This window comes from Serratia liquefaciens, from assembly GCF_027594825.1.
In the GTDB taxonomy this organism is placed as follows: Bacteria; Pseudomonadota; Gammaproteobacteria; order Enterobacterales; family Enterobacteriaceae; genus Serratia; species Serratia liquefaciens_A.
The window spans coordinates 3,608,357-3,634,496 of the sequence record NZ_CP088930.1; the positions used below are offsets into that span (position 1 = coordinate 3,608,357).

Annotated in this window: 21 protein-coding genes and 1 other annotated feature (1 of these 22 only partly in view); of the genes, 16 read left to right on the forward strand and 5 right to left on the reverse strand. The window is 55.9% G+C overall.

Annotated features, from left to right (window positions below; genetic code table 11):
- Positions 1 to 40: a sequence feature (Thr leader region), on the forward strand; it begins 79 nt to the left of the window's first position.
- Positions 41 to 65: 25 nt separating this feature from the next.
- From thrA to thrC, 3 genes are read left to right on the forward strand one after another with little or no spacing between them, the layout of a single operon-like run.
- Positions 66 to 2,525 (forward strand): bifunctional aspartate kinase/homoserine dehydrogenase I, encoded by a 2,460-nt coding sequence (gene thrA, locus LQ945_RS16530; RefSeq protein WP_270101260.1) that lies wholly within the window; start codon positions 66 to 68, stop codon positions 2,523 to 2,525.
- A gap of 1 nt (position 2,526) precedes the next feature.
- Entirely contained in the window at positions 2,527 to 3,456 is a 930-nt protein-coding gene (gene thrB / locus LQ945_RS16535) for a homoserine kinase (RefSeq protein WP_044554113.1), read from the forward strand.
- A gap of 3 nt (positions 3,457 to 3,459) precedes the next feature.
- Complete coding sequence (gene thrC, locus LQ945_RS16540; RefSeq protein WP_044554114.1) at positions 3,460 to 4,749, forward strand: threonine synthase; 1,290 nt, start codon at positions 3,460 to 3,462, stop codon at positions 4,747 to 4,749.
- A 63-nt stretch (positions 4,750 to 4,812) separates the two neighbouring features.
- Here the strand turns inward: thrC and yaaA are convergent, their stop codons facing one another.
- The gene (gene yaaA / locus LQ945_RS16545) at positions 4,813 to 5,586 is read right to left on the reverse strand and encodes a peroxide stress protein YaaA (protein WP_269934965.1); all 774 of its coding nucleotides are present in this window, start codon (positions 5,584 to 5,586) and stop codon (positions 4,813 to 4,815) included.
- A 105-nt stretch (positions 5,587 to 5,691) separates the two neighbouring features.
- Positions 5,692 to 7,116, reverse strand: a complete 1,425-nt coding sequence (locus LQ945_RS16550; protein WP_269934966.1) for an alanine/glycine:cation symporter family protein — start codon at positions 7,114 to 7,116, stop codon at positions 5,692 to 5,694.
- A gap of 381 nt (positions 7,117 to 7,497) precedes the next feature.
- Between LQ945_RS16550 and tal the strand changes: the two genes are divergently transcribed.
- The 3 genes from tal to LQ945_RS16565 all read left to right on the forward strand — a co-directional run bounded on the left by tal (position 7,498) and on the right by LQ945_RS16565 (position 10,621).
- Positions 7,498 to 8,451: a transaldolase gene (gene tal, locus LQ945_RS16555; protein ID WP_270101262.1), complete on the forward strand. Its 954-nt coding sequence runs from the start codon at positions 7,498 to 7,500 to the stop codon at positions 8,449 to 8,451.
- A 150-nt stretch (positions 8,452 to 8,601) separates the two neighbouring features.
- The gene (gene mog / locus LQ945_RS16560; RefSeq protein ID WP_044554118.1) at positions 8,602 to 9,189 is read left to right on the forward strand and encodes a molybdopterin adenylyltransferase; all 588 of its coding nucleotides are present in this window, start codon (positions 8,602 to 8,604) and stop codon (positions 9,187 to 9,189) included.
- A gap of 124 nt (positions 9,190 to 9,313) precedes the next feature.
- A complete protein-coding gene (locus tag LQ945_RS16565; protein ID WP_270101263.1) occupies positions 9,314 to 10,621 on the forward strand; it encodes an MFS transporter in 1,308 nt (435 codons plus the stop codon).
- A gap of 51 nt (positions 10,622 to 10,672) precedes the next feature.
- On the opposite strand, the gene satP is transcribed toward LQ945_RS16565, so the two are convergent.
- On the reverse strand, positions 10,673 to 11,272 hold the full coding sequence (satP, locus tag LQ945_RS16570) for an acetate uptake transporter (RefSeq protein WP_041415204.1): 600 nt from the start codon (positions 11,270 to 11,272) through the stop codon (positions 10,673 to 10,675).
- Positions 11,273 to 11,596: 324 nt separating this feature from the next.
- Between satP and dnaK the strand changes: the two genes are divergently transcribed.
- From dnaK to nhaR, 4 genes are all read left to right on the forward strand, one after another.
- Positions 11,597 to 13,510 carry a molecular chaperone DnaK gene (gene dnaK, locus LQ945_RS16575; RefSeq protein WP_020825147.1) on the forward strand — a complete coding sequence of 638 codons (1,914 nt, stop codon included), beginning with the start codon at positions 11,597 to 11,599 and terminating at the stop codon, positions 13,508 to 13,510.
- A gap of 106 nt (positions 13,511 to 13,616) precedes the next feature.
- Positions 13,617 to 14,747, forward strand: a complete 1,131-nt coding sequence (gene dnaJ / locus LQ945_RS16580) for a molecular chaperone DnaJ (protein ID WP_020825148.1) — start codon at positions 13,617 to 13,619, stop codon at positions 14,745 to 14,747.
- A gap of 235 nt (positions 14,748 to 14,982) precedes the next feature.
- Positions 14,983 to 16,149 carry a Na+/H+ antiporter NhaA gene (gene nhaA / locus LQ945_RS16585; RefSeq protein ID WP_044554120.1) on the forward strand — a complete coding sequence of 389 codons (1,167 nt, stop codon included), beginning with the start codon at positions 14,983 to 14,985 and terminating at the stop codon, positions 16,147 to 16,149.
- 194 nt (positions 16,150 to 16,343) lie between these two features.
- On the forward strand, positions 16,344 to 17,243 hold the full coding sequence (gene nhaR / locus LQ945_RS16590) for a transcriptional activator NhaR (protein WP_004950031.1): 900 nt from the start codon (positions 16,344 to 16,346) through the stop codon (positions 17,241 to 17,243).
- Between the two features lie 69 nt (positions 17,244 to 17,312).
- Here the strand turns inward: nhaR and rpsT are convergent, their stop codons facing one another.
- A complete protein-coding gene (gene rpsT, locus LQ945_RS16595; RefSeq protein WP_012005147.1) occupies positions 17,313 to 17,573 on the reverse strand; it encodes a 30S ribosomal protein S20 in 261 nt (86 codons plus the stop codon).
- Positions 17,574 to 17,963: 390 nt separating this feature from the next.
- On the opposite strand from rpsT, the gene ribF reads away from it, so the two are divergent.
- Genes ribF through ispH form a run of 5 tightly spaced genes read left to right on the forward strand, consistent with a single transcriptional unit; the run spans position 17,964 to position 23,667 of the window.
- Entirely contained in the window at positions 17,964 to 18,902 is a 939-nt protein-coding gene (gene ribF / locus LQ945_RS16600; protein ID WP_270101264.1) for a bifunctional riboflavin kinase/FAD synthetase, read from the forward strand.
- Between the two features lie 32 nt (positions 18,903 to 18,934).
- Complete coding sequence (gene ileS / locus LQ945_RS16605) at positions 18,935 to 21,751, forward strand: isoleucine--tRNA ligase (RefSeq protein ID WP_270101265.1); 2,817 nt, start codon at positions 18,935 to 18,937, stop codon at positions 21,749 to 21,751.
- Positions 21,752 to 22,261 carry a signal peptidase II gene (gene lspA, locus LQ945_RS16610; protein WP_270101266.1) on the forward strand — a complete coding sequence of 170 codons (510 nt, stop codon included), beginning with the start codon at positions 21,752 to 21,754 and terminating at the stop codon, positions 22,259 to 22,261.
- A 1-nt stretch (position 22,262) separates the two neighbouring features.
- Positions 22,263 to 22,733 carry an FKBP-type peptidyl-prolyl cis-trans isomerase gene (gene fkpB / locus LQ945_RS16615; RefSeq protein WP_044554124.1) on the forward strand — a complete coding sequence of 157 codons (471 nt, stop codon included), beginning with the start codon at positions 22,263 to 22,265 and terminating at the stop codon, positions 22,731 to 22,733.
- On the forward strand, positions 22,714 to 23,667 hold the full coding sequence (ispH, locus tag LQ945_RS16620; protein ID WP_044554125.1) for a 4-hydroxy-3-methylbut-2-enyl diphosphate reductase: 954 nt from the start codon (positions 22,714 to 22,716) through the stop codon (positions 23,665 to 23,667). The genes fkpB and ispH overlap by 20 nt, the downstream gene beginning before the upstream one ends.
- 303 nt (positions 23,668 to 23,970) lie before the next feature.
- On the opposite strand, the gene LQ945_RS16625 is transcribed toward ispH, so the two are convergent.
- A complete protein-coding gene (locus tag LQ945_RS16625; RefSeq protein ID WP_231478998.1) occupies positions 23,971 to 24,831 on the reverse strand; it encodes a LysR family transcriptional regulator in 861 nt (286 codons plus the stop codon).
- 255 nt (positions 24,832 to 25,086) lie between these two features.
- Here LQ945_RS16625 and pvcA point away from each other — a divergent pair, with 255 nt between their 5' ends.
- Positions 25,087 to 26,052: an L-tyrosine isonitrile synthase gene (pvcA, locus tag LQ945_RS16630; RefSeq protein WP_182820682.1), complete on the forward strand. Its 966-nt coding sequence runs from the start codon at positions 25,087 to 25,089 to the stop codon at positions 26,050 to 26,052.
- Positions 26,053 to 26,140: the final 88 nt, after the last annotated feature.

A 26,140-nucleotide genomic window follows, 5' to 3' on the forward strand; every position in this document is an offset into this window, starting at 1 on the left:
AGAAAAAAGCCCGCACCTAACCAGTGCGGGCTTTTTTTTCGGCTTAAATTCGGGAGAGACAAGAAATGCGAGTGCTGAAATTTGGCGGAACCTCGGTAGCGAATGCAGAACGTTTTCTGCGCGTTGCCGACATCATGGAAAGTAATGCACGTCAGGGACAGGTGGCCACGGTCTTGTCCGCTCCGGCTAAAATCACTAACCACCTGGTGGCGATGATTGAAAAAACGGTAGCGGGGCAAGACATTCTGCCAAATATGAGCGATGCAGAGCGCATCTTCGCCGACCTGCTGAGCGGGCTGACGCAGGCGTTGCCCGGCTTTGAGTACGACCGTCTCAAGACGTTTGTCGATCAGGAGTTCGCCCAGCTCAAGCAGGTGCTGCATGGCGTTGCGTTGCTTGGGCAGTGTCCGGACAGCGTGAATGCGGCCATCATCTGCCGCGGCGAGAAGCTCTCCATCGCCATCATGGAAGGGGTATTTCGCGCCAAAGGTTTCCCGGTCACGGTGATTAACCCGGTTGAAAAGCTGCTGGCACAGGGGCATTACCTGGAGTCCACGGTAGATATCGCAGAATCCACATTGCGTATCGCCGCATCGGCCATCCCGGCGGATCACATTGTGCTGATGGCCGGTTTCACCGCCGGCAACGACAAGGGCGAATTGGTGGTGCTGGGCCGTAACGGTTCTGACTACTCCGCCGCCGTGCTGGCCGCCTGCCTGCGCGCCGACTGCTGCGAGATCTGGACCGACGTTGACGGCGTTTATACCTGTGACCCACGCACCGTGCCGGACGCCAGGCTGTTGAAATCGATGTCGTACCAGGAAGCCATGGAGCTTTCCTACTTCGGCGCCAGCGTTCTCCATCCCCGCACCATCGCCCCCATCGCCCAGTTCCAAATCCCCTGCCTGATCAAAAACACCGCTAATCCACAGGCGCCTGGTACGCTGATTGGTGGCGAAAATCTGGATTCCGATACGCCGGTGAAAGGCATCACCAACCTGAACAATATGGCGATGATCAACGTCTCCGGTCCGGGGATGAAAGGCATGGTCGGCATGGCCGCGCGGGTGTTTGCCGTGATGTCACGCGCCGGTATCTCGGTGGTGCTGATCACTCAGTCTTCTTCCGAATACAGCATCAGCTTCTGCGTGCCGCAGAGCGAACTGCAACGTGCGCGTCGTGCGCTGGAAGACGAGTTCTATCTTGAATTGAAAGACGGCCTGCTGGAGCCGCTGGACGTAATGGAACAGCTGGCGATCATCTCGGTGGTCGGCGACGGCATGCGTACCCTGCGCGGCATTTCGGCCAGCTTCTTCTCTGCGCTGGCTCGCGCCAATATCAACATTGTCGCTATTGCTCAGGGCTCTTCCGAACGCTCCATCTCGGTGGTGGTCAGCAATGACTCCGCGACCACCGGGGTGCGCGTTTGCCACCAGATGTTGTTCAACACCGATCAGGTGATTGAAGTGTTTGTCATCGGCGTTGGCGGCGTTGGCGGCGCGTTGATCGAGCAGATTTACCGTCAGCAGCCTTGGCTGAAACAAAAGCATATCGATCTGCGGGTGTGCGGCATTGCCAATTCACGCGCCATGTTGACCAACATTCACGGCATTCAGCTTGAAAGCTGGCGTGATGAGCTGGCCGGCGCGCAAGAGCCGTTCAACCTGGGGCGTTTGATTCGTTTGGTGAAGGAGTACCACCTGCTGAACCCGGTGATTGTCGACTGCACCTCCAGCCAAGCCGTTGCCGATCAATACGCGGACTTCCTGGCCGACGGATTCCACGTGGTGACGCCGAACAAAAAGGCCAACACCTCGTCGATGAACTACTACCAACAGTTACGCACCGCCGCGGCCGGTTCGCGCCGCAAGTTCCTGTACGACACCAACGTCGGTGCGGGTCTGCCGGTGATCGAAAACCTGCAAAACCTGCTGAACGCCGGTGACGAGCTGACGCGCTTCTCCGGCATTCTGTCCGGTTCGCTGTCGTTTATTTTCGGCAAGCTGGACGAAGGCATGTCGCTGTCGGCGGCGACCCTGGAGGCCAAGGCCAAAGGCTATACCGAGCCGGATCCCCGTGACGATCTTTCCGGTATGGACGTGGCCCGCAAGCTGCTGATCCTGGCCCGTGAAGCGGGGTATAAGCTGGAACTGGAGGATATCGAAGTCGAGTCGGCTTTGCCGCCTTCATTTGATGCCTCCGGGGATGTGGAAACCTTTATGGCGCGCCTGCCGGAGCTGGACAAAGAGTATGCCCGCAATGTGGCCAACGCGGCCGAGCAAGGCAAGGTGTTGCGTTACGTCGGCGTCATTGAAAATGGCCGCTGTCAGGTTCGCATAGATGCGGTAGACGGCAACGATCCGTTGTATAAAGTGAAGAACGGCGAGAACGCCTTGGCTTTCTACAGCCGTTACTATCAGCCGTTGCCGTTGGTACTGCGTGGCTACGGTGCCGGTAACGATGTGACTGCAGCAGGGGTCTTCGCCGATCTGTTGCGCACACTGTCATGGAAGTTGGGAGTTTAATATGGTTAAGGTGTATGCGCCGGCCTCAATTGGCAACGTAAGCGTCGGCTTTGACGTTCTGGGTGCAGCGGTGTCACCGATCGATGGTACCTTGCTGGGCGACTGCGTCAGCGTCGAGGCCGCCGCCACGTTCAGCCTGCAGAACGCCGGTCGCTTCGTCAGCAAACTGCCGGACGATCCAAAAGAGAATATCGTTTATCAGTGCTGGCAGCGTTTCTGTCAGGAGATCGGCCGTGAGATCCCGGTGGCGATGCGGCTGGAGAAAAACATGCCGATCGGTTCGGGGTTGGGTTCCAGCGCCTGCTCGGTGGTTGCCGGGCTGATGGCGATGAATGAATTCTGCAACCGTCCTCTGGATAAAATGACCCTGCTGAGCCTGATGGGCGAGCTGGAAGGCCGCATCTCCGGCAGCGTGCATTACGACAACGTGGCGCCTTGCTACCTCGGCGGCTTGCAGCTGATGCTGGAAGAAGAAGGCTTCATCAGCCAGGAAGTGCCATGCTTTAAAGACTGGCTGTGGGTGATGGCCTATCCGGGCATCAAGGTGTCCACCGCCGAAGCGCGCGCGATTTTGCCCGCGCAGTATCGTCGCCAGGACTGTATCAGCCACGGCCGCTATCTGGCGGGCTTTATTCATGCCTGCCACACCCAACAGCCACGCTTGGCCGCCAAACTGATGCAGGACGTGATTGCCGAACCGTACCGCACCCGCCTGCTGCCTGGCTTCGCCGATGCGCGCAAGGCCGCGCAGGATATAGGTGCGCTGGCTTGCGGTATTTCCGGCTCCGGCCCGACGCTGTTCGCCGTCTGTGATGATGGTGCTACGGCACAACGCATGGCCGATTGGTTGACTAATCACTATCTGCAAAACGACGAAGGTTTTGTTCATATTTGCCGTCTGGATACCGCAGGCGCACGACTACTGGGATAACGCATGAAACTCTACAACCTTAAGGATCACAACGAGCAGGTCAGCTTCGCGCAGGCGATCAAACAAGGCCTGGGCAAACAGCAAGGGCTGTTTTTCCCGCTGGAACTGCCGGAGTTTGAGTTGACCGAAATCGACCATCTGCTGGAGCAGGATTTTGTCACCCGCAGCAGCCGCATTCTGTCGGCGTTTATTGGCGACGAAGTTTCCGAAGAGGCTTTGCATAAGCGCGTAGCGGCGGCCTTTGAATTCCCGGCGCCGGTTGCGCAAGTGGAAGACGACATTGCCTGCCTGGAGCTGTTCCACGGGCCGACGCTGGCCTTCAAAGACTTCGGCGGCCGCTTTATGGCGCAAATGCTGGCGGAAGTGGCGGGCGATCAGCCGGTGACTATCCTGACGGCGACTTCCGGCGATACCGGCGCGGCGGTGGCACATGCTTTCTACGGCCTGAAAAATGTTCGCGTGGTGATCCTGTATCCGCAGGGCAAAATCAGCCCGTTGCAGGAAAAACTGTTCTGTACCCTGGGCGGCAACATTCACACCGTGGCGATTGACGGCGACTTCGACGCCTGTCAGGCCCTGGTCAAGCAGGCGTTTGACGATCAGGAGCTGAAAGAAGCGCTGCACCTGAACTCGGCCAACTCGATCAACATCAGCCGCCTGCTGGCGCAGATTTGCTACTACTTCGAAGCGGTAGCGCAACTGCCGCAGGAAGCGCGTAATCAACTGGTGATTTCGGTGCCAAGCGGCAACTTCGGCGATCTGACCGCCGGCTTGTTGGCAAAATCGCTGGGCCTGCCGGTGAAGCGTTTTATCGCCGCGACCAATGCCAACGATACCGTGCCGCGCTTCCTGACGAATGGTCAGTGGCAGCCGCATGCCACGGTGGCAACGCTGTCGAACGCAATGGACGTCAGCCAGCCGAATAACTGGCCGCGCGTAGAAGAGCTGTTCCGTCGGAAGATTTGGCAGTTGAAAGAACTGGGGCACGCAACGGTGAGTGACGAAACCACCAAGGACAGCATGCGTGAGCTGGCGCAACTGGGCTACCTTTCTGAGCCGCATGCGGCAATTGCTTATCGCGCGTTGCGTGACCAGTTGCAGGAAGGAGAGTTTGGCTTGTTCCTCGGCACCGCGCATCCGGCCAAGTTTAAAGAGAGCGTAGAGGAAATTCTCGGTCAGGAGCTGCCGCTGCCGAAGGCGCTGGCACTGCGCGCCGATTTACCGCTGCTGTCCCACAACCTGCCGGCCGGTTTTAGCGAGCTGCGCAAGTTCCTGATGGCCTTGCCTGCCTGATCCCCCTGGGTGCATAAAGCGAAAAGCCGTCATTGCGACGGCTTTTTTTATGGGCGTGGCGGATTACTGCTCGGGGCGTTTGAACACCAGTTCGTTGCCTTTGGAGTCGGCTTCATCGAATGCATAGCCTTCCAGGTTGAAACCAAGCAGTTGTTCGCGCTGCGTCAGGCGATTCTTGATGATATAGCGGCTCATCAATCCACGCGCCTTCTTGGCGTAGAAGCTGATCACCTTGTATTTGCCGTTCTTCTCGTCGAGGAACACCGGCTTAATCAGCGTGCCGTGCAGTTTGGCCGGCTTCACCGATTTGAAGTATTCGTCGGATGCCAGGTTGACCACCACGTCGTCGCCCTGTTGTTCCAGCGCTTCGTTAAGCTTTTTGGTGATCTGCTCGCCCCAGAAACTGTACAAATCCTTGCCCTTGGCGTTGTCCAGTTTGATGCCCATCTCCAGACGGTAAGGCATCATCAGATCGAGCGGGCGCAGCACGCCGTACAGCCCGGACAGCATGCGCAGATGCTGTTGGGCGAAGTCAAAATCGTCCTCGCTGAAATCCTGTGCTTGCAAACCGGTATAGACGTCGCCTTTGAAAGCCAATAGGGCCTGGCGAGCGTTGTCCGGGGTGAACTTTGGCTGCCAGTCGCCAAAGCGAGCGGCGTTCAACCCGGCCAGTTTGTCGCTGATGCCCATCAGCTTAGCGATTTGTACCGGCGTCAGCTCGCGGCAGATCTTGATCAACTGCTTCGACTTGTCCAGCAGCTCCGGCTGCGTGAAGCGTTCTGTTGCCAACGGGCTTTCGTAATCAAGGGTTTTTGCAGGTGAAATAATAACGAGCATGGCCAGATCCTGTTTATCCAAGAACGGATACTGTAGCAAAAAGCGCGGGAAAAAGGGTCAATGGGTCTGATAGGCAGGGCGCGTGACAGACGCGCCCGTAAAAACTCAGTTTTTATCCCACACGCCGGGTTCCAGTTGAGACTTCAGTTCCGGAAAACGGGTGGCGTCGAAAGTAGGCAATTTGCCCAGTGTGCGCTGGCGGTGATAATCATCGGCCAGTTTCAGCGCCACTTTTGACAACAGCAGGATGGCCGTCAGGTTGGTGATGGCCATCAACGCCATGGAGGTGTCCGCCATCTTCCATACCACCGGCAACTCGGCCAGCGCGCCAAACATCACCATGCCCAGTGCGGCACAGCGGAAAACCAGCAGGCCGGCCGGGTGGTTATGCTCGAGGAACACCAGATTACTCTCGGCATAGGCATAGTTGGCGATGATCGAGGTAAAGGCGAAGAAGAAAATGGCGATGGCGACAAAGGGGGAGCCCCAGCTGCCGACGGCGGCGGACAATGCCCTCTGGGTCATGTCGATACCGCTGACGTTGGCCACCGGCTGATCCAGTACGCCGGAAGACAGAATGATCGCGGCGGTCGCGCTGCAAATCACGATGGTATCGATAAAGACCCCAAGCATCTGCACGTAGCCCTGAGAAGCCGGATGTGGCGGGTAAGGGGTAGCGGAAGCCGCCGCATTGGGGGCAGAGCCCATACCGGCCTCGTTGGAAAACAGGCCACGCTGAACGCCCTGGGTCATCGCCTGTGAAATGCCGTAGCCGACGGCGCCGGCGGCCGCTTCCTGCAGCCCGAAGGCGCTCTTGAACACCAGCGACAAGATTGCCGGCATATGCTCAATGTTATGGCCAATCACCCAGAAGGCCAGCAGTAAATAAGCGGCGGCCATCAGTGGCACCACCCATTCGGCTACGCGAGCAACGGAACGGATGCCGCCGAAGATCACCAGACCGCTCAGGATCACCAGACCGATACCGACATACAGAGGCTTCACGTGGAAGGCGACGGCGGAGGCCTGGGCAATGGAGTTGGCCTGCACGGCGTTGAACACTAATCCGAAGGCAATTATCAGGAAGATGGAAAACAGCACGCCCATCCAGCGCATGCCCAGCCCTTTCTCCATATAGTAAGCCGGACCACCGCGGTAGTTACCCCGATCGTCTTTGGTTTTGTAGAGTTGTGCCAAGCTGCTTTCGACAAAAGAAGTGGCCATGCCGATGAACGCCACCACCCACATCCAGAAGATGGCTCCCGGGCCACCGGCGGTGAGGGCAATAGCCACGCCGGTCAGATTACCGGTTCCGACGCGTGCGGCGAGAGTGGTGCACAAAGCTTGAAAAGAGGAGATGCCAGCGCTGTCGCTTTTGTTGCTGTGCTTGAGCACCGAGAACATGTGGCTGAAATGGCGGACCTGGATAAAGCGGGTGCGTAGGGTGAAGTAAATGCCTGTGCCGAGCAGCAAATAAATCAGTACCGAGCCCCACAAAATATTATTTATAAAATTCATCAGGTCCGTCACGGATCCCTCCTTGTTGTTATTTGTTACGCACCGCGTCGCGTCCACCACGGGTGAAAATATATTGATTGAATTTTTACAAGAGCTTAGCTGAAACCGGCTGGGTTCCGAGCAATTGAGATTTTTCTCAGATTACTGGCCCCATTGCATCAATTTTCGCGAATTTAACATAATTTATTCAATCGATAGCACGTTATTGCCTTTTCATCAGCTCGAGAATGACGAAAGATACTGGCGTAAACGGTTGCTCGCTCAAGGATAAAACTAGCGCCGCCGGGCCGCGATTTTCCAGCCTTGCACCGCGCCTTGCGCATGTTATTATCAGGGCAGGGCATGGTTGAACGATGCCAAAAGTTCATGCACAAACGATGAGATAATGCCAACATGACCGATAAATTAACTTCCCTGCGCCAACTCACTACCGTGGTTGCAGATACGGGCGATATCGCGGCAATGAAGCTGTATCAACCGCAAGATGCTACGACCAACCCTTCGCTGATCCTCAATGCAGCCCAAATTCCTGAATACCGCAAACTGATTGACGAAGCCATTGCCTGGGCGCGCGAGCAGAGCAGCGATCGCGAACAGCAAATCGCCGACGCCGCCGACAAGCTGGCCGTCAACATCGGTCTGGAAATCCTTAAGCTGGTTCCTGGCCGTATCTCTACCGAAGTGGACGCACGCCTGTCCTACGACACCGTGGCCAGCGTTGCCAAGGCCAAGCGCCTGATCAAACTGTACAACGATGCCGGCATCAGCAACGATCGCATCCTGATCAAACTGGCTTCCACCTGGCAGGGCATCCGCGCTGCAGAGCAGTTGGAGAAAGAAGGCATCAACTGTAACCTGACGCTGCTGTTCTCCTTCGCCCAGGCGCGTGCCTGTGCCGAAGCCGGCGTGTACCTGATCTCTCCGTTTGTCGGTCGTATCCTCGACTGGTACAAAGCCAACGGCGACAAAAAAGAGTTCGCGCCGCACGAAGATCCGGGCGTGGTTTCCGTTACCGAGATCTACCAGTATTACAAAGAGCACGGTTACAAAACCGTGGTGATGGGTGCCAGCTTCCGTAACGTCGGTGAAATCATCGAACTGGCTGGCTGTGACCGTCTGACCATCGCCCCTGCACTGCTGAAAGAGCTGGCAGAGAGCGAAGGTTCCCTGGAGCGTAAACTGGCTTACACCGGCGAAGTGAAAGCGCGTCCTGCGGCGCTGACCGAGCCTGAGTTCTACTGGCAGCACAACCAGGATCCAATGGCGGTTGAGAAACTGACCGACGGTATCCGCAAGTTTGCCGTAGACCAGGGCAAGCTGGAAAAAATGATCGCCGATCTGCTGTAATTCAGGCAGTCAGCGCAGAAAAAGGTGGCTTAGGCCGCCTTTTTTTATGCCCGCAGATCCCCGGCGCGGGCAGACACCTTATACTCTCGGGATGAATAACAGGGCGGGAAGCGAACCCGTTCGAACCCCATTAGGCTGTAGAGGTTACGCATGGACATATTACGTATTGGTTTGGTTTCTGTTTCTGACCGCGCTTCCGGCGGCGTTTACCAGGACAAAGGCATACCGGCTTTGGAAGCGTGGCTGACCGACGCGCTGGCCACGCCGTTCAAACTGGAAACCCGGCTGATCCCCGATGAGCAAACGTTGATCGAGCAAACCCTGTGTGAGTTGGTGGATGAAATGGGCTGCCATCTGGTGCTGACGACCGGCGGAACCGGGCCGGCACGACGTGACGTGACCCCGGACGCCACGCTGGCGATCGCCGATCGCGTGATGCCCGGCTTCGGCGAGCAAATGCGTCAAATCAGCCTACACTATGTGCCAACGGCAATTCTTTCGCGCCAGGTGGGGGCGATCCGCAAGCAGGCGCTGATCATCAACCTGCCGGGACAACCCAAGTCAATCAAGGAAACGCTGGAAGGGGTCAGGGACGAACAGGGCAAGGTGGTGGTGCATGGTATCTTCGCCAGCGTGCCGTACTGCATCCAACTGCTCGAGGGGCCTTATGTGGAAACTCAGGCTGAAGTGGTAGCAGCATTTCGTCCGAAGAATGCGCGTCGCGAGATAAACCTCTAAATTTCAGCGTTATGTAAGATAAGCCCCAAGCGATCTGGTGTGAAAATATTTTGCCGTTATAGTAAGGATTCGTTTACAGAAAGCCACTGGCTTTTATTTTAACAGTCTCCTCCGACGGTACCCTATGCCTCACGATAATAATCGCCGGTTAAACCGGCAAGACTACAAAACTCTGACGTTAGCTGCCCTGGGCGGAGCGCTGGAGTTCTACGACTTCATCATTTTCGTTTTCTTTGCTGCGGTGATGGGCGAACTTTTCTTCCCGGCGGATATGCCTGAATGGCTGCGTCAGGTGCAAACCTTCGGCATCTTTGCCGCCGGTTACCTGGCCCGTCCGTTGGGTGGCATCGTGATGGCGCACTTCGGCGATTTGGTCGGCCGTAAAAAGATGTTCAGCCTGAGCATTCTGCTGATGGCGCTACCGACGCTGGGCATGGGCTTGTTACCGACCTACGCCAGCATCGGTATTGCCGCACCGCTGTTGCTGCTGCTGATGCGCGTGCTGCAGGGCGCAGCGATTGGGGGTGAAGTGCCGGGGGCCTGGGTGTTTGTTGCCGAACACGTACCGCGCCGCCGCATTGGTTTTGCCTGCGGCACCCTGACCGCCGGTCTGACGGTCGGTATCTTGCTGGGCTCGTTGGTGGCTACGGTGATTAACACCACGCTCAGCCAACAGACCATTGCCGAAGGGGGCTGGCGCATTCCCTTCCTGCTGGGCGGTATTTTCGGCCTGGTGGCGATGTACCTGCGCCGCTGGTTGCAGGAAACGCCAATTTTCATCGAGATGCAGGCGCGCAAAGCTCTGGCGGAAGAGCTGCCCCTGAAGTCCGTGGTGCTGAACCATCGCAAGGAAGTGGCGGTGTCGATGCTGCTGACCTGGCTGCTGTCCGCCGGTATCGTGGTGGTGATCCTGATGACCCCCACCTATCTGCAAAAGCAGTTAGGTATCGCCCCGGCGCTGTCGCTGCAGGCGAACAGCATTGCCACCATCATGCTGATTGCCGGTTGCATCATCGCGGGTTTGGCGGCGGATCGTTTCGGTGCCAGCAAAACCTTTATCGTTGGCAGCTTGCTGTTGGCCGGTTGCAGCTGGCTGTTTTATCGCACGGTGGGAGAACATCCTGAAATGCTGTTCGCCTGCTATGCGCTGGTGGGCTTCAGCGTGGGCGTGGTGGGCGCGGTGCCCTATGTGATGGTGCGGGCTTTTCCGGCGGAAGTACGATTTACCGGGATTTCGTTCTCATATAATGTCGCATACGCTATTTTTGGGGGTTTAACCCCAATATTTGTGACGTTGATCATGAAGTTAACCCCGTTAGCGCCCGCTTACTACGTGTTGGCGCTGTCGGGAATAGGACTGCTGCTGGGGATTTACCTTCATCGCGATCTGAACAGCGAAACCAAGGCGCAACGCGCCGGTTCTTACAGCTAAAAAAAAGCCCTGCAATCAACCGCAGGGCTTTTCATTTCAGGTCAATGACGCTTATGCCACTGCCCGAATTGGCTCTACATTGTTGACGCTGGGTTCGCCAATCGGCAGCACCGTACGGCCAAACTGCTCGTTGAGCACTTCCGCCATGGCCAGGTAGATGGCGCTGGCGCCACAGATGATGCCTTCGTAGCCGGCAAATTTCAGCAGCGCAGGGTTGCCGGTGATGTTACCTACGGCCAGCAGGGCGAACAGCAGCGTCAGGCTGCCGAACACGAACTGCAGCACGCGGTTGGCGCGCAGGGTGCCGAAGAACATGAACAGGGTGAAGACGCCCCACAGTGCCAGATAGATACCCAGCACGCTGGCATCGGTCGGTTCAGCCAGGCCCAGGCGCGGCAGCAGCAGCAGCCCGACCAGGCTCAGCCAGAAGCTGCCGTAAGAGATAAAGGCCGTCATGCCAAAGGTGTTGCCTTTCTTGTATTCCAGCAGGCCAGCCATAATCTGGGCCAGTCCACCGAAGAAAATCCCCATGCTGATGATGGAAGAGTTCAATGGGAAAAAGCCCGCGTTGTGCAGGTTCAGCAAGACGGTGGTCATCCCGAAGCCCATCAGGCCGAGAGGGCCGGGATTCGCCAACTTGTTGGTGTGCATATGTCCTCTGCGATAACAGAATTTTAACGAAAATGGATAGGTAAATTCATAAATGGTCTGAATGGCCGAAAAAACCATAACTTCCATCAGAGCGCGCGGCATCATAATGATCCCCAGAACAGGAAACAATGATCTGAGTGACGATAAAAACGAATTTTTTTTTGCCCTGCCCCTTGATGCTGGATTGTATGGCCCCATCTTATTTGCAACCGCAGTTGCTGACCGCGGGTAAGTCTGAAATGTTGGGCAGTTGAAAAGCAAAAATTCGCCCGCATATAGGTTAGCAACCTGATCGAATATGAATTTATTAGTGGAGACGTTTAGATGGGCAAAATCATTGGTATCGACCTGGGTACTACCAACTCTTGTGTAGCAATTATGGATGGTGGTAAAGCGCGCGTGCTGGAGAACAGCGAAGGCGACCGTACTACACCTTCGATCATCGCATATACCCAGGATGGTGAAATTCTGGTTGGCCAGCCTGCTAAGCGTCAGGCTGTTACTAACCCACAAAACACCCTGTTTGCGATCAAGCGCCTGATTGGCCGTCGCTTCCAGGATGAAGAAGCACAGCGTGATAAAGACATCATGCCGTACAAAATTGTGGCTGCTGATAACGGCGACGCATGGGTAGAAGTGAAAGGCCAGCGTGTTGCACCTCCGCAGATCTCTGCTGAAGTGCTGAAGAAAATGAAGAAAACGGCGGAAGATTACCTGGGTGAACCGGTAACTGAAGCGGTTATCACCGTACCTGCATACTTCAACGACGCACAGCGTCAGGCGACCAAAGACGCCGGCCGTATCGCAGGTCTGGAAGTAAAACGTATCATCAACGAACCGACCGCTGCGGCCCTGGCTTACGGCCTGGACAAAGAAGTCGGCAACCGTACCATCGCGGTTTATGACCTGGGTGGCGGTACTTTCGATATCTCCATTATCGAAATCGACGAAGTTGACGGTGAAAAAACCTTCGAAGTTCTGGCAACCAACGGTGATACCCACCTGGGTGGTGAAGACTTCGACAGCCGCCTGATCAACTATCTGGTGGAAGAGTTCAAGAAAGAACAAGGTTTCGACCTGCGCAACGATCCGTTGGCGATGCAGCGTCTGAAAGAAGCCGCTGAGAAAGCGAAGATTGAACTGTCTTCCGCTCAGCAGACCGACGTAAACCTGCCGTACATTACTGCAGATGCGAGCGGTCCAAAACACATGAACATCAAAGTGACCCGTGCAAAACTCGAGTCGCTGGTAGAAGATCTGGTCGCGCGTTCTATCGAGCCGCTGAAAGTCGCTCTGAAAGACGCAGGCCTGTCGGTTTCCGACATTCAGGACGTGATCCTGGTGGGCGGCCAGACCCGTATGCCAATGGTTCAGAAGAAAGTCGCTGACTTCTTCGGTAAAGAACCGCGTAAAGACGTTAACCCGGACGAAGCCGTTGCGGTGGGTGCTGCGGTACAGGGCGGCGTGTTGGCCGGTGATGTGAAGGACGTTCTGCTGCTGGACGTTACCCCGCTGTCGCTGGGTATCGAAACCATGGGCAGCGTGATGACTCCGCTGATCACCAAAAACACCACCATCCCGACCAAGCACAGCCAGGTGTTCTCTACCGCTGAAGACAACCAGTCTGCGGTAACCATCCACGTGCTGCAGGGTGAGCGTAAACGCGCTAACGATAACAAGTCACTGGGCCAGTTCAATCTGGACGGCATCCAGGCGGCTCCACGCGGTATGGCGCAAATCGAAGTGACCTTCGACATCGACGCCGACGGTATTTTGCACGTGTCTGCCAAAGACAAGAATACTGGCCGTGAGCAGAAGATCACCATCAAGGCTTCTTCTGGTCTGAACGAAGAAGAAATCCAGAAAATGGTGCGCGATGCTGAAGTGAACGCCGAAGCTGACCGTAAGTTCGAAGAGCTGGTGCAGACCCGTAACCAGGCCGACCACCTGATCCACGGTACCCGTAAGCAGTTGGAAGAAGCGGGCGATAAACTGCCAGCGGAAGACAAAACGGCTATCGAAGCGGCGCTGAAAGATCTGGAAGTTGCGGTTAAAGGCGAAGATAAAGCCGAGATCGAAGCTAAGACCCAGGCTCTGGTGCAGGTTTCCGGCAAGCTGCTGGAAATGGCTCAGGCGCAGCAGGCTCAGCAAGGTGCTGATGCCGGTGCTGACAACGCGGCGCAGAAAGACGACGACGTGGTTGACGCTGAGTTCGAAGAAGTTAAAGACAAAAAATAATCGCCCTTAAGCGGGCACGGAACGGTCGAAAGGCCGTTACCGGAAACCAGCACGGGCGTCGAGGCAACTCTACGCCCGTGCACGCATGTTAAGGGTTACAGAAATAATGGCGAAGAAAGACTATTACGAGATTCTCGGCGTCTCCAAGACGGCGGAAGAACGTGAGATCAAAAAGGCGTATAAGCGCCTGGCGATGAAGTACCATCCTGACCGCAACCAGGATCAGGACGCCGAAGCCAGATTTAAAGAGGTCAAGGAAGCGTACGAAGTTCTGACCGACGATCAAAAGCGTGCGGCCTACGATCAATACGGCCATGCGGCGTTTGAACAAGGCGGCATGGGCGGCGGCGGTGGATTTGGCGGCGGCGGTGCCGACTTTAGCGATATCTTTGGCGACGTATTTGGCGACATCTTCGGTGGTGGCCGTCGTCAACGCGCCAGCCGTGGTTCCGATCTGCGCTACAACATGGAGCTGTCCCTCGAGGAAGCGGTTCGTGGCGTGACCAAAGAGATCCGCATCCCGACGCTGGAAGAGTGTGGCGTTTGCCACGGCAGCGGCGCGAAGCCAGGCAGCTCGCCGGTGACCTGTCCAACCTGTCACGGTCAGGGCCAGGTGCAGATGCGCCAGGGCTTCTTTACCGTGCAGCAGGCCTGTCCGCACTGTCATGGCCGCGGTCAGATCATCAAAGACCCTTGCAACAGCTGCCACGGCCACGGCCGGGTAGAGAAAGCCAAAACGCTGTCGGTGAAAATCCCGGCCGGCGTGGATACCGGTGACCGCATCCGCCTGGCGGGTGAGGGTGAAGCAGGCGAACACGGCGCACCGGCTGGCGATCTGTACGTTCAGGTTCAGGTGAAAGCTCACCCTATCTTCGAGCGTGAAGGCAACAACCTGTACTGTGAAGTACCGATTAACTTCGCGATGGCAGCATTGGGCGGTGAGATCGAAGTGCCGACGCTGGATGGCCGAGTGAAGCTGAAAGTGCCGACGGAAACCCAGACCGGCAAGCTGTTCCGCATGCGCGGCAAGGGTGTTAAATCGGTACGTGGCGGCAGCCAGGGCGACCTGCTGTGTCGCGTGGTGGTGGAAACCCCGGTTAACCTGAACGACAAGCAGAAGCAGTTGCTGAAGGAACTGGAGGAAAGCCTGGGTGGCCCTTCCGGTGATAAAAACAGTCCGCGTTCGAAAAGTTTCTTCGATGGCGTGAAAAAGTTTTTTGACGACCTGACGCGTTAAGCTTCTGTCTCCGTTAGCGTTCTGCATAACCCCGGTGTCAAAACCGGGGTTTTTTATTGACGTTCACTTGCCAATATCCCTATAAAAAATGTGACATACATCGTAAATAGATCGGTTTTATCGATGTTTAAAGCATTTATAAACGTATTTTATCGAGCTAAATCGCCGTCTATACTCGTTCCATTACTTTGTCTGCGGGGGCCTTGCGCCACGCACAAATCTGGAGAGACGTATTGTGACCAACATTATTCGTCAGTTTTTGCGTCAGGAGGCCGCGGGCGGCATCATCCTGATCGTAGCCGCGATTATTGCGTTGATCATGGCCAATACCCCGGCTCAGGGGATCTATCACGCTTTCCTCAATTTACCGGTCATGGTGAAAGTGTCTTCGCTGGAGATTGCCAAGCCGCTGCTGTTGTGGATTAACGATGGCCTGATGGCGATCTTTTTCCTGGTGGTCGGGCTGGAGGTTAAGCGTGAGCTGATGCAGGGCTCATTGGCCGGTCGCGACAAGGCGGTCTTCCCGGCAATTGCCGCGCTGGGTGGCATGCTGGCGCCGGCGCTGATTTACCTGATGTTCAACGGCGCGGACGAGGTGACCCGTCAGGGCTGGGCAATCCCGGCGGCGACCGATATTGCGTTTGCCCTCGGGGTGATGGCGCTGTTGGGTAACCGCGTGCCAACCAGCCTGAAGGTGTTCCTGCTGGCGCTGGCGATTATTGATGATCTGGGCGTGATCGTGATTATCGCGTTGTTCTACACCCATGAAGTCTCGATGGTGGCGTTGGGCGTGGCGGCGGCCGCTGTTGCCGTATTGGCGTTTATGAACTGGCGCGGCGTGGGGAAAACTTCGCTCTATATGATTGTCGGCCTGGTGCTGTGGGTAGCGATCCTAAAATCCGGGGTGCATGCAACGCTCGCCGGGGTGATCGTCGGCTTTATGATCCCGCTGAACGTGAAGAAAGGCCCGTCGCCTTCAGAAACGTTAGAGCATGAACTGCATCCGTGGGTGGCCTTTATGATCCTGCCGCTGTTTGCTTTCGCCAACGCCGGCGTTTCATTACAGGGCGTGTCGTTGAGCGGGCTGACCTCACTGTTGCCGGTCGGGATCGCGGCGGGTCTGTTTATCGGTAAGCCGTTGGGTATCTTCACCTTTAGCCTGTTGGCGGTGAAGCTGGGCATTGCCAGGTTGCCTGAAGGAATTGGTTTCAAACAGGTGTTTGCCGTTTCTGTGCTCTGTGGTATTGGTTTCACCATGTCGATTTTCATCGCGTCACTGGCGTTTGGTGATGCGGATGTTGTACTAAGCACCTATTCGCGACTGGGGATCCTGATTGGGTCAACCACGGCGGCGGTGGTCGGGTACGGTCTGTTGCGCATGTCGTTACCACGGGTCAGATAACCCCTTTAGGGTATCCCCTGTTTGCGGGGACACACTACAATAGCTGGTCGGAGCTGCACAGTATAAAATATGTGCAGCTTCGGCCGTTCTGTTTGGGACGAATGCAGCAACAGGTTGTCTGAAACAGGGAAAGGACATTAGTCGCTCGTCACGGTCGAAAGTTCGCCGCGATGAAATGTTAAGGAGAGCACCTCGTGAGGATGTCGCATATCAACTTTAATCACCTTTACTACTTCTGGCAGGTCTGCAAGGAAGGTTCTGTGGTCGGCGCCGCCGAAGCGTTGTTTCTGACGCCGCAGACCATCACAGGCCAGATCAAAGCGCTGGAAGAGCGTTTGGACGGCAAGCTGTTCAAGCGGCAGGGGCGTGGGCTGGTGCCTTCTGAATTGGGGCAGCTGGTGTTCCGCTATGCCGACAAGATGTTTATGCTCAGCCAGGAAATGCTGGATATCGTCAACTATCGCAAGGAATCCAACCTGCTGTTCGACGTTGGGGTGGCGGATGCGCTGTCCAAGCGTTTGGTGAGCCAGGTTCTGGAAACGGCGGTGGTGGTGGATAATGAGCAAATTCACCTGCGTTGCTTTGAGTCGACGCATGAGATGCTGCTGGAGCAGCTCAGCCAGCATAAGCTCGATATGATCCTGTCAGACTGCCCGGTGGACTCCAGCCAGCAGGAAGGGTTGTTTTCACTCAAGCTGGGTGAGTGCGGCATCAGCTTCTTCTGTCGTCAGCCGGCGCCGGACCTGCCGTTCCCCGCCTGCCTGGAACAGCGCAAATTGTTGATCCCTGGCCGACGTTCGATGCTGGGGCGTAAATTGCTTAACTGGTTTAACACTCAAGGCATTCAGGTGGAAATCCTGGGCGAGTTTGACGATGCGGCCCTGATGAAGACCTTTGGCATGTACCACAACGCGATCTTCGTTGCTCCGACGCTGTATGCGCAAGATACCTATAACGACGATGACGTGGTGGAGATTGGACGTATTGATAGCGTGCAGGAAGAGTACTACATCATCTTTGCCGAGCGCATGATCCAGCATCCGGCGGTACAGCGGGTGTGCAACAAGGACTTCTCTGCGCTGTTTGCCTACTAGACCGGGTAGCGCAGACGTAAAAAAACCGGCCTGAGCCGGTTTTTTTTCAAGCAGACAACACTTTGCTTATTACAAAGCGTTGATGCGCGCCGACAGGTTTGACTTATGGCGTGCTGCTTTGTTTTTGTGGATCAGGCCTTTAGCAGCCTTGCGGTCCACGATTGGTTTCATTACAGCGTAAGCAGCTTGCGCAGCTTCTTTGTCGCCAGTGGCGATAGCAGCTTCTACTTTCTTGATGTAGGTACGCATCATTGAGCGGCCGCTAGCGTTATGCTTACGACGCTTCTCAGACTGTACGGCGCGCTTCTTAGCTGATTTGATATTAGCCAAGGTCCAACTCCCAAATATATTCTATTGAGGACAATTCGAAGGCCGAGGAATATGCCCTTTTAGCCTGCGTTTGTCAATGAATTTGTGCAAATAAGCGCCGTTTGTACGGGCGGCACTTGCTACGTTGTGATGGCGCAGGATTTTACCAGCTTCGGTCATGGGAATACAGTCTTTCGCGAGAAAATTCACCAATGATTTGCCAGGGGGGTCGCAACCCATTGGCCGCAGTCGGTAATCACGCGGATGACGCCGGATAAACTGCGGTTAGGGCGTTTCACCTGCAGATTATCTCCGGTATGGTATGTCTATTACATAAAGGCACCAATCGCGGGTTAACCTTAACCGCTGTACAAGGTATAATCCGGCGATTTCCACTGTTTTGAGCCAGCTATGGAGCTAATTCGCGGCATTCACAATATCCGGGCACGCCACCATGGTTGCGTGCTCACCATCGGCAACTTTGACGGCGTACACCGCGGTCACCAAGCGTTGCTGGAGCAGCTGAAACAAGAGGGGCAACGCCTCGGGCTGCCAGTGATGGTCATGATCTTTGAGCCGCAGCCGCTGGAAATGTTTGCAGCGGACAAGGCACCGGCCCGTCTCACGCGTTTGCGTGACAAGGCCAAATATCTGGCGCAGGCGGGCGTTGATTACCTGCTGTGCGTCAAGTTTGATCCGCGTTTTGCCGCCAACACGGCTCAGGCGTTCGTCGCCGAACTGCTGGTGGAAAAACTGGGCGTGAAATTCCTGATGGTTGGGGATGATTTTCGCTTTGGCGCTACCCGCCAGGGCGATTTTCCGCTATTGCAAAAAGCCGGGAAAGAATACGGTTTTGAGGTGATCAGCACGCCGACCTTCCGCGAGGGCGATCAACGCATCAGCAGCACGGCGATCCGCAATGCGCTGCGCGATGACGACCTGGCGCAGGCGGAAACGCTGCTGGGCCACCCGTACAGCATTTCTGGTCGGGTGGTGCACGGCGATGAGCTGGGTCGTACCATCGGCTTCCCGACCGCCAACCTGCTGCTGAAGCGCCTGGTTGCCCCGGTGAAAGGGGTTTATGCGGTAGAAGTTTATGGTCTGGGGCCTGAGCCGCTCCCTGGCGTAGCCAATATCGGCACGCGCCCAACCGTTGCCGGTGTGCGTCAGCAGCTGGAAGTCCACCTGCTGGATGTCACAATGGATCTTTACGGGCGCCATATAGACGTGGTGCTCCGCGCGAAATTGCGCAATGAACAGCGTTTTGCTTCGCTCGATGCCCTGAAGCAGCAAATCGCCAATGATGTGGTGACGGCCCGAAAGTTCTTCGGGCTACAGACACCGGTTTAATCTCTATAGCCGAAAACGGAACCGAGAATCTAATGAGTGACTACAAGAATACCCTGAACTTGCCGGAAACAGGGTTCCCGATGCGCGGCGATCTGGCCAAGCGTGAACCTGGCATGCTGCAACGTTGGTATGAACAGGATCTGTACGGGATTATTCGTACTGCCAAAAAGGGCAAAAAATCCTTCATTTTGCATGACGGCCCTCCGTATGCGAACGGCAGCATTCACATTGGTCACTCGGTTAACAAGATTCTCAAAGACATTATTATCAAGTCGAAAGGGATGTCCGGCTTCGACTCGCCTTATGTTCCGGGTTGGGACTGCCACGGCCTGCCGATCGAACTGAAAGTTGAACAGCTGTACGGCAAGCCGGGTGAGAAACTCTCCGCCGCGGAATTCCGTGTGAAGTGCCGTGAGTACGCCGCAGAGCAGGTTGAAGGTCAGAAGAAAGACTTTATCCGTCTGGGCGTGTTGGGCGACTGGGATCACCCGTACCTGACCATGGACTTCAAAACCGAAGCCAATATCATCCGCGCGTTGGGCAAAATCATCGACAACGGCCATCTGCTGAAAGGCGCCAAGCCGGTGCACTGGTGTACCGATTGCCGCTCTTCGCTGGCGGAAGCGGAAGTGGAATATTACGACAAGACTTCGCCGTCGATCGATGTGGCTTTCCACGCGGTTGACGCGGCTGCCGTGGCGGCCAAGTTTGGCGTTACCAGCTTCAACGGCCCGGTTTCCCTGGTGATCTGGACCACCACGCCGTGGACCTTGCCGGCTAACCGCGCGATCTCTTTGCACCCGGAATTTGCTTATCAATTGGTACAGGTTGAAGGTCAGTGCCTGATCCTGGCGGCTGAACTGGTGGAAAGCGTAATGAAGCGCGCCGGTATCAGCTCATGGACCGTGCTGGGCAGCTGCAAAGGCGCCGATCTGGAACTGATGCGTTTCGAACACCCGTTCATGGGCTTCGACGTGCCTGCGATCATGGGCGAACACGTCACGCTGGATGCCGGTACCGGTGCGGTCCATACCGCCGGTGGCCACGGTCCGGATGACTTTGTCATCAGCCAGAAATACGGTCTGGAGATTGCCAACCCGGTAGGGCCGAACGGCTGCTACCTGACCGGCACTCATCCGCTGCTGGACGGCAAGTTTGTCTTCAAGGCCAACGATCTGATCGTAGATCTGCTGCGTGAGAAAGGCGCACTGCTGCACGTGGAAAAATTGGTTCACAGCTACCCATGCTGCTGGCGTCACAAAACGCCAATCATCTTCCGCGCAACGCCACAGTGGTTCATCAGCATGGATCAGAAAGGCCTGCGCAAGCAGTCGCTGGAAGAGATCAAAGGCGTACAGTGGATCCCTGAATGGGGCCAGGCACGTATCGAAACCATGGTTGCCAACCGTCCGGACTGGTGTATTTCGCGTCAGCGTACCTGGGGCGTGCCGATGTCGCTGTTCGTGCACAAAGACACCGAGCAACTGCACCCACGCAGCGTTGAGCTGATGGAAGAAGTGGCGAAGCGCGTTGAGCAAGACGGCATCCAAGCCTGGTGGGATCTGGACGCGGCCGATATTCTCGGCGCGGATGCTGCCGACTACGTCAAAGTGCCTGATACCCTGGACGTGTGGTTCGACTCCGGTTCTACCCACTCTTCCGTGGTCGACGTGCGTCCTGAGTTCCAGGGCCACGGTGCCGACATGTATCTGGAAGGCTCCGATCAGCACCGCGGCTGGTTTATGTCATCGTTGATGATTTCCACCGCGATGAAGGGCAAGGCGCCATACAAAGAAGTGCTGACCCACGGCTTCACCGTTGACGGTCAGGGCCGCAAGATGTCCAAGTCCATCGGCAACACCGTCAGTCCACAAGACGTGATGAACAAGCTGGGTGGCGATATCCTGCGCCTGTGGGTGGCCTCTACCGACTACACCGGTGAAATCGCGGTGTCTGACGAGATCCTCAAACGTTCCGCCGACTCTTACCGCCGCATCCGTAACACCGCGCGCTTCCTGCTGGCCAACCTGAACGGGTTTGAGCCAAGCACCGATTGCGTGGCCCCGGAAGACATGGTGGTACTGGATCGCTGGGCGGTGGGCCGTGCACTGGCGGCGCAAAAGGATATCGAACAGGCTTACGCCAACTACGATTTCCATGAAGTGGTGCAGCGCCTGATGCAGTTCTGTTCGGTCGAGATGGGCTCCTTCTATCTGGATATCATCAAGGATCGTCAGTACACCGCGAAGAGCGACAGCGTCGCCCGTCGCAGCTGTCAGACCGCATTGTTCCACATCGCGGAAGCGCTGGTTCGCTGGATGGCGCCGATCATGTCGTTCACCGCCGATGAAATCTGGAGCTTCCTGCCAGGCAAACGTGCCCAATACGTGTTCACCGAAGAGTGGTACGACGGTCTCTTCGGCTTGGCCGAAGGTGAAGGCATGAACGACGCCTTCTGGGCCGAGTTGCTGAAAGTGCGCGGCGAAGTGAACAAGGTGCTGGAGCAGGCACGTGCCGACAAACGCCTGGGGGGTTCTCTGGAAGCGGCGGTCACGCTGTATGCCGATGCCGAACTGGCCGAGCGTCTTAACAGCCTGCAGGATGAGCTGCGCTTTGTGTTGCTGACCTCGGCGGCGCGCGTTGCTCTACTGGCCGATGCGCCGGCGGATGCACAAACAGCAGAATTGGTGAAAGGTCTGAAAATTGCCTTCAGCACCGCAGAAGGTGAGAAGTGCCCGCGCTGCTGGCATTACACCACCGATATCGGCCTGGTGGCGGAGCATGCAGATCTTTGCGGCCGCTGTGTGATCAACGTAGCCGGTGACGGCGAAAAGCGTAAGTTTGCCTAAATGAGTAAACCAATCTGTTCGACCGGTCTGCGCTGGCTGTGGCTGGTGTTGGTGGTGTTGGTACTGGATTTCGCCAGCAAACAGTGGATCCTCGGTAACTTTGTGCTGGGCCAGACCCAGCCGCTGATCCCGTCGTTCAATCTGTTTTATGCGCGCAACTACGGCGCCGCCTTCAGCTTCCTCGCCGATCACGGCGGTTGGCAGCGCTGGTTCTTTGCCGGCATCGCCGTCGCTATCGTGGCGGTGTTGTTGGTGATGATGTACCGCAGCCAGGCGCAGCAAAAGCTGAACAATATTGCCTATGCTTTTATCATCGGCGGGGCGCTCGGCAACCTGTTCGATCGCCTGTGGCACGGCTTTGTGGTCGATTTCATCGACTTCTACGTAGGCGACTGGCATTACCCGACCTTCAACCTGGCGGACAGCTTTATCTGCGTGGGGGCGGCGATGATCGTGCTGGAAGGCTTCTTGTCGCCGGCGAGCAAAAGCGCAAAGAGTAAAGGTGAGTAATATGACGGCTCAGGTTAACGGTAACAGCGCAGTGCTGGTTCACTTCACGCTGAAACTGGAAGACGGTTCGACCGCAGAATCTACCCGCAGCAGCGGCAAACCGGCGCTGTTCCGTCTGGGTGACGGCAGCCTCTCGGCACCGCTGGAAGCGGAATTGATTGGCCTGCGTGCGGGCGACAAGTGCGCCTTTACCTTGCAGCCGGAAGCCGCATTCGGTGCGGAGAACCCGGACCTGGTCCAGTACTTCTCACGCCGCGATTTCGCGGAGACCGGGGTACCGGATGTGGGCACCATCATGCTGTTTACCGCCGTCGACGGCAGTGAAATGCCGGGAGTGGTGCGTGAAGTGGCGGAAGATTCGATTACCGTTGACTTCAACCATCCGCTGGCGGGCCATCCGGTAAGCTTCGACATTGAAGTCCTGGAGATTGATCCCGTGCAGGAGGAGACGCATGCAAATATTGCTGGCTAACCCACGTGGCTTCTGCGCCGGGGTTGATCGTGCGATCAGTATCGTAGAGCGCGCACTGGAAATTTACGGTGCGCCTATCTATGTGCGCCACGAAGTGGTGCATAACCGCTATGTGGTGGATAGCCTGCGCGAGCGCGGGGCGGTGTTTATTGAGGAGATCGCTGAAGTGCCGGACGGGTCGATTCTGATCTTCTCGGCGCACGGGGTTTCCCAAGCGGTACGGGCTGAAGCCAAGGCGCGCGATCTGACCATGCTGTTTGACGCGACTTGTCCGCTGGTAACCAAAGTGCATATGGAGGTGGCGCGCGCCAGCCGTCGTGGCACTGAGGCGATCCTGATTGGCCATGCCGGTCACCCGGAGGTGGAGGGCACCATGGGCCAGTACAGCAACCCGAAAGGGGGCATGTATCTGGTTGAGTCGCCGGACGACGTGTGGAAGCTGCAGGTGAAGGATGAAAGCAACCTGTGCTTTATGACGCAAACCACGCTGTCGGTGGATGACACTTCTGACGTGATCGATGCCCTGCGCAAGCGTTTCCCGAGCATCATCGGGCCACGCAAGGACGACATCTGCTATGCCACGACCAACCGCCAGGAAGCGGTGCGTAACCTGGCCGGGGATGCGGACGTGGTGTTGGTGGTGGGCTCGAAGAACTCATCCAACTCCAACCGTCTGGCTGAGTTGGCTCAGCGCGTTGGCAAGCCGGCTTACCTGATCGATTCCGCTGCGGATATTCAGGAAGCCTGGCTGAAGAACGCGACTAACATCGGCGTTACCGCCGGTGCGTCTGCCCCTGACGTGCTGGTACAGGATGTTATCGCCCGTCTGAAAGCCTTGGGCGGCCTTAACGTCCATGAAGTCAGCGGTCGTGAAGAGAATATCGTGTTTGAAGTGCCAAAAGAGCTGCGGGTCGATATCCGTCAGGTTGACTAGGGCACAGTGGTAAATAAATGAACGGGGAGCTTAGGCTCCCCGTTTTGCTTTTGGGGAACGGGGGCTGGAGGAAATATTAGAACGGGGGAGGAATAGGATGTAATTCAAATTTTCTGCTATTTAAAGTCAAATTTGTTCTGACAATTTGAATTAATGAAAAAGGAAGTGCTTATATAGACAGTAATAAAGTTATTAAGACTAATATCATTAGTCTGCAATCTAAATAAAAGCTGGTGTTGGTCAGCAAAGGGCTGAGTGGTTAAATAACTAAATTAATTGTCGTTGCAGACACTGTTTATTTAATTAAGTTCGCAACTGGTTAAAAGAATTTTTCTCTTTTTGCTGCAAATGGATTTTCATATGCTCAAGCAAGCGGCGAACTTTTAAAGGTTGGCTGTCCCGGCGTGGCATAATCGCATAGCAATTAATCTCCGGTAATCGCCAATCAGGCAGCACTTCCACCAAATCGCCGTTGTGTAATTCACGCTCAACATTGACAAAGAAATTACGGATGATCCCTTTGCCCGCCAGCGCCAGTTCTTTCATGGCCATACCGTTATTGGTAAATAAACGGCCGGTCATTCTCAGCCGATGTTCGTCACCGTTATGGTGGAGAAGGCGAACAAACTGCGGGTTGCCCAAAGGAGTAAAAGTCACCCATTGATGCCGGGTTAACGCTTGTGGGCTATCAGGAATGCCATGGCCGGCAAGGTAGGCCGGTGAGGCACACAACACTTCGCGAAAGCGCGCCAGGCGGGTGGAAACATAGCTGGAGTCCGCCAGGACGCCGCCGCGGATCGCCAGATCAATGCGCTGGCCTATCAGGTCAATCTTCTCGTCATGGATCTCCAACCTCAGCGTGATGCGCGGGTGATCGTCAAGGAAGCTTTGCAGTGCAGGCACCAAATAGTGAGTGGCGAACTCGGTAGAGGTCGCGACGCGCAATTCACCACTCAGTTCACCACGCAGGGCGGCGATACGTTGTTGCCCCCGTTCGGCGGCATGCAGCATTAAAACGCAGTCTTCATAAAAACAGAGCCCGGCTTCGGTCAGGCTCAGTGAACGAGTGGAACGCAGAAGTAATTGAATGCCCAGCTCGTTTTCCAGCAGGCGGATATGCTGGCTGACGGCAGAGGTGGTAATGCCTAATTCTTTAGCTGCCATGCTGAACGCGCCGCAATCGACAACTTTAGAAAAAATGGCCATGCGCTTTAGAATATTACTCATAGTTTGTTAAGTTCAACTTAACCAAGATTGTTAATTATACGGGCTAATAATATAGCACTATCTCTTCTATATTGCCTGAAGCAGATAAATCTCAGTGGTGAGTATTATTCCCTGATGATGCCTCTTTTTTCGAAAAGTCTTATTGCGTTTGTGAATAAGTCACCTGCGCCATGATCTGAACAGGAGTTAATTGTGGACAGTGCCCGTATTGAAAAAATATCGTTAAAGATCCTTCATGAGCTATTGCAATATCGGCGTCGGTTCCCAGGAATGGAAACATCAAATTCCGAGGAAGAGCTGCTCGTTACTCAAGTGCAATTGCCGCGCATCCGGGCGTTCATTGAACAACAACAGCGGATTGAGTTTGTACTGCCTGCCTTTCCAACAAAATCACCCAATACCAATAAGGTAATTGGTGCGGTGCCCGATATGGCGGAACGCCTGTCGCTGATATTCCTTAATTCCCTCTGCCAGCGTATTCAGCTTTATTATCCGCCGGGTGCACATATTGTCATCTGTTCGGATGGTCACGTCTTCGGCGATTTAATCCGCGTCAGCGACGATGCCATCAACCACTATCAGCGCGAAATTGAAACTCTGCTGCATGAGGTTGGGGCCACGCACCTGAGCGTATTCAACCTGGGGGACGTGGAAGGGCTGGCGGAACATACCGACGACTACGACTTGCTGCGCCAGTTGCTGGTCGACGGTTATGCCGAACCGGAGTCGGCAATCAAACAACAGCTGATGGAAAGCGAGCAAGGGCTGCAACTGTACCGCGCCATTACCCGTTTCCTGTATGAAGACAGTCAACTGCCGGGCTACAGCGGCTCGAATGCCGCGCTGCAGAAAGACGCCAAGCTGCGGGCCTGCGGTGTGATCCAACGCAGCTGGGCCTGGGGCAATTTGCTGGCTCAGCATTTCCCGGCGGCGATCCGCTTGTCGATCCACCCGCAGCCTGCGGACAGCCTGAAAATAGGTATTCATATGATGCCGACCAAAGATGATTGGCTCACGCCATGGCACGGCGTCGCGGCCAACGTCAACGGACAGTTCGTGCTGATGAAACGCAAAGACGCTCAGGAGTTAGAGGGCGAACTGGTGGCGATCCGCGGTACGCCAAGCCATTACCTGATTGAACAACCTCAAGTGGTGTAACACGCCACCTTGCGCTCGCTATCTTGGCGAGCGTGTTTTAACGGCACGGTTGCCGTGTGAGCAGCAAATTTGCTTCAAGGAGAGTCAC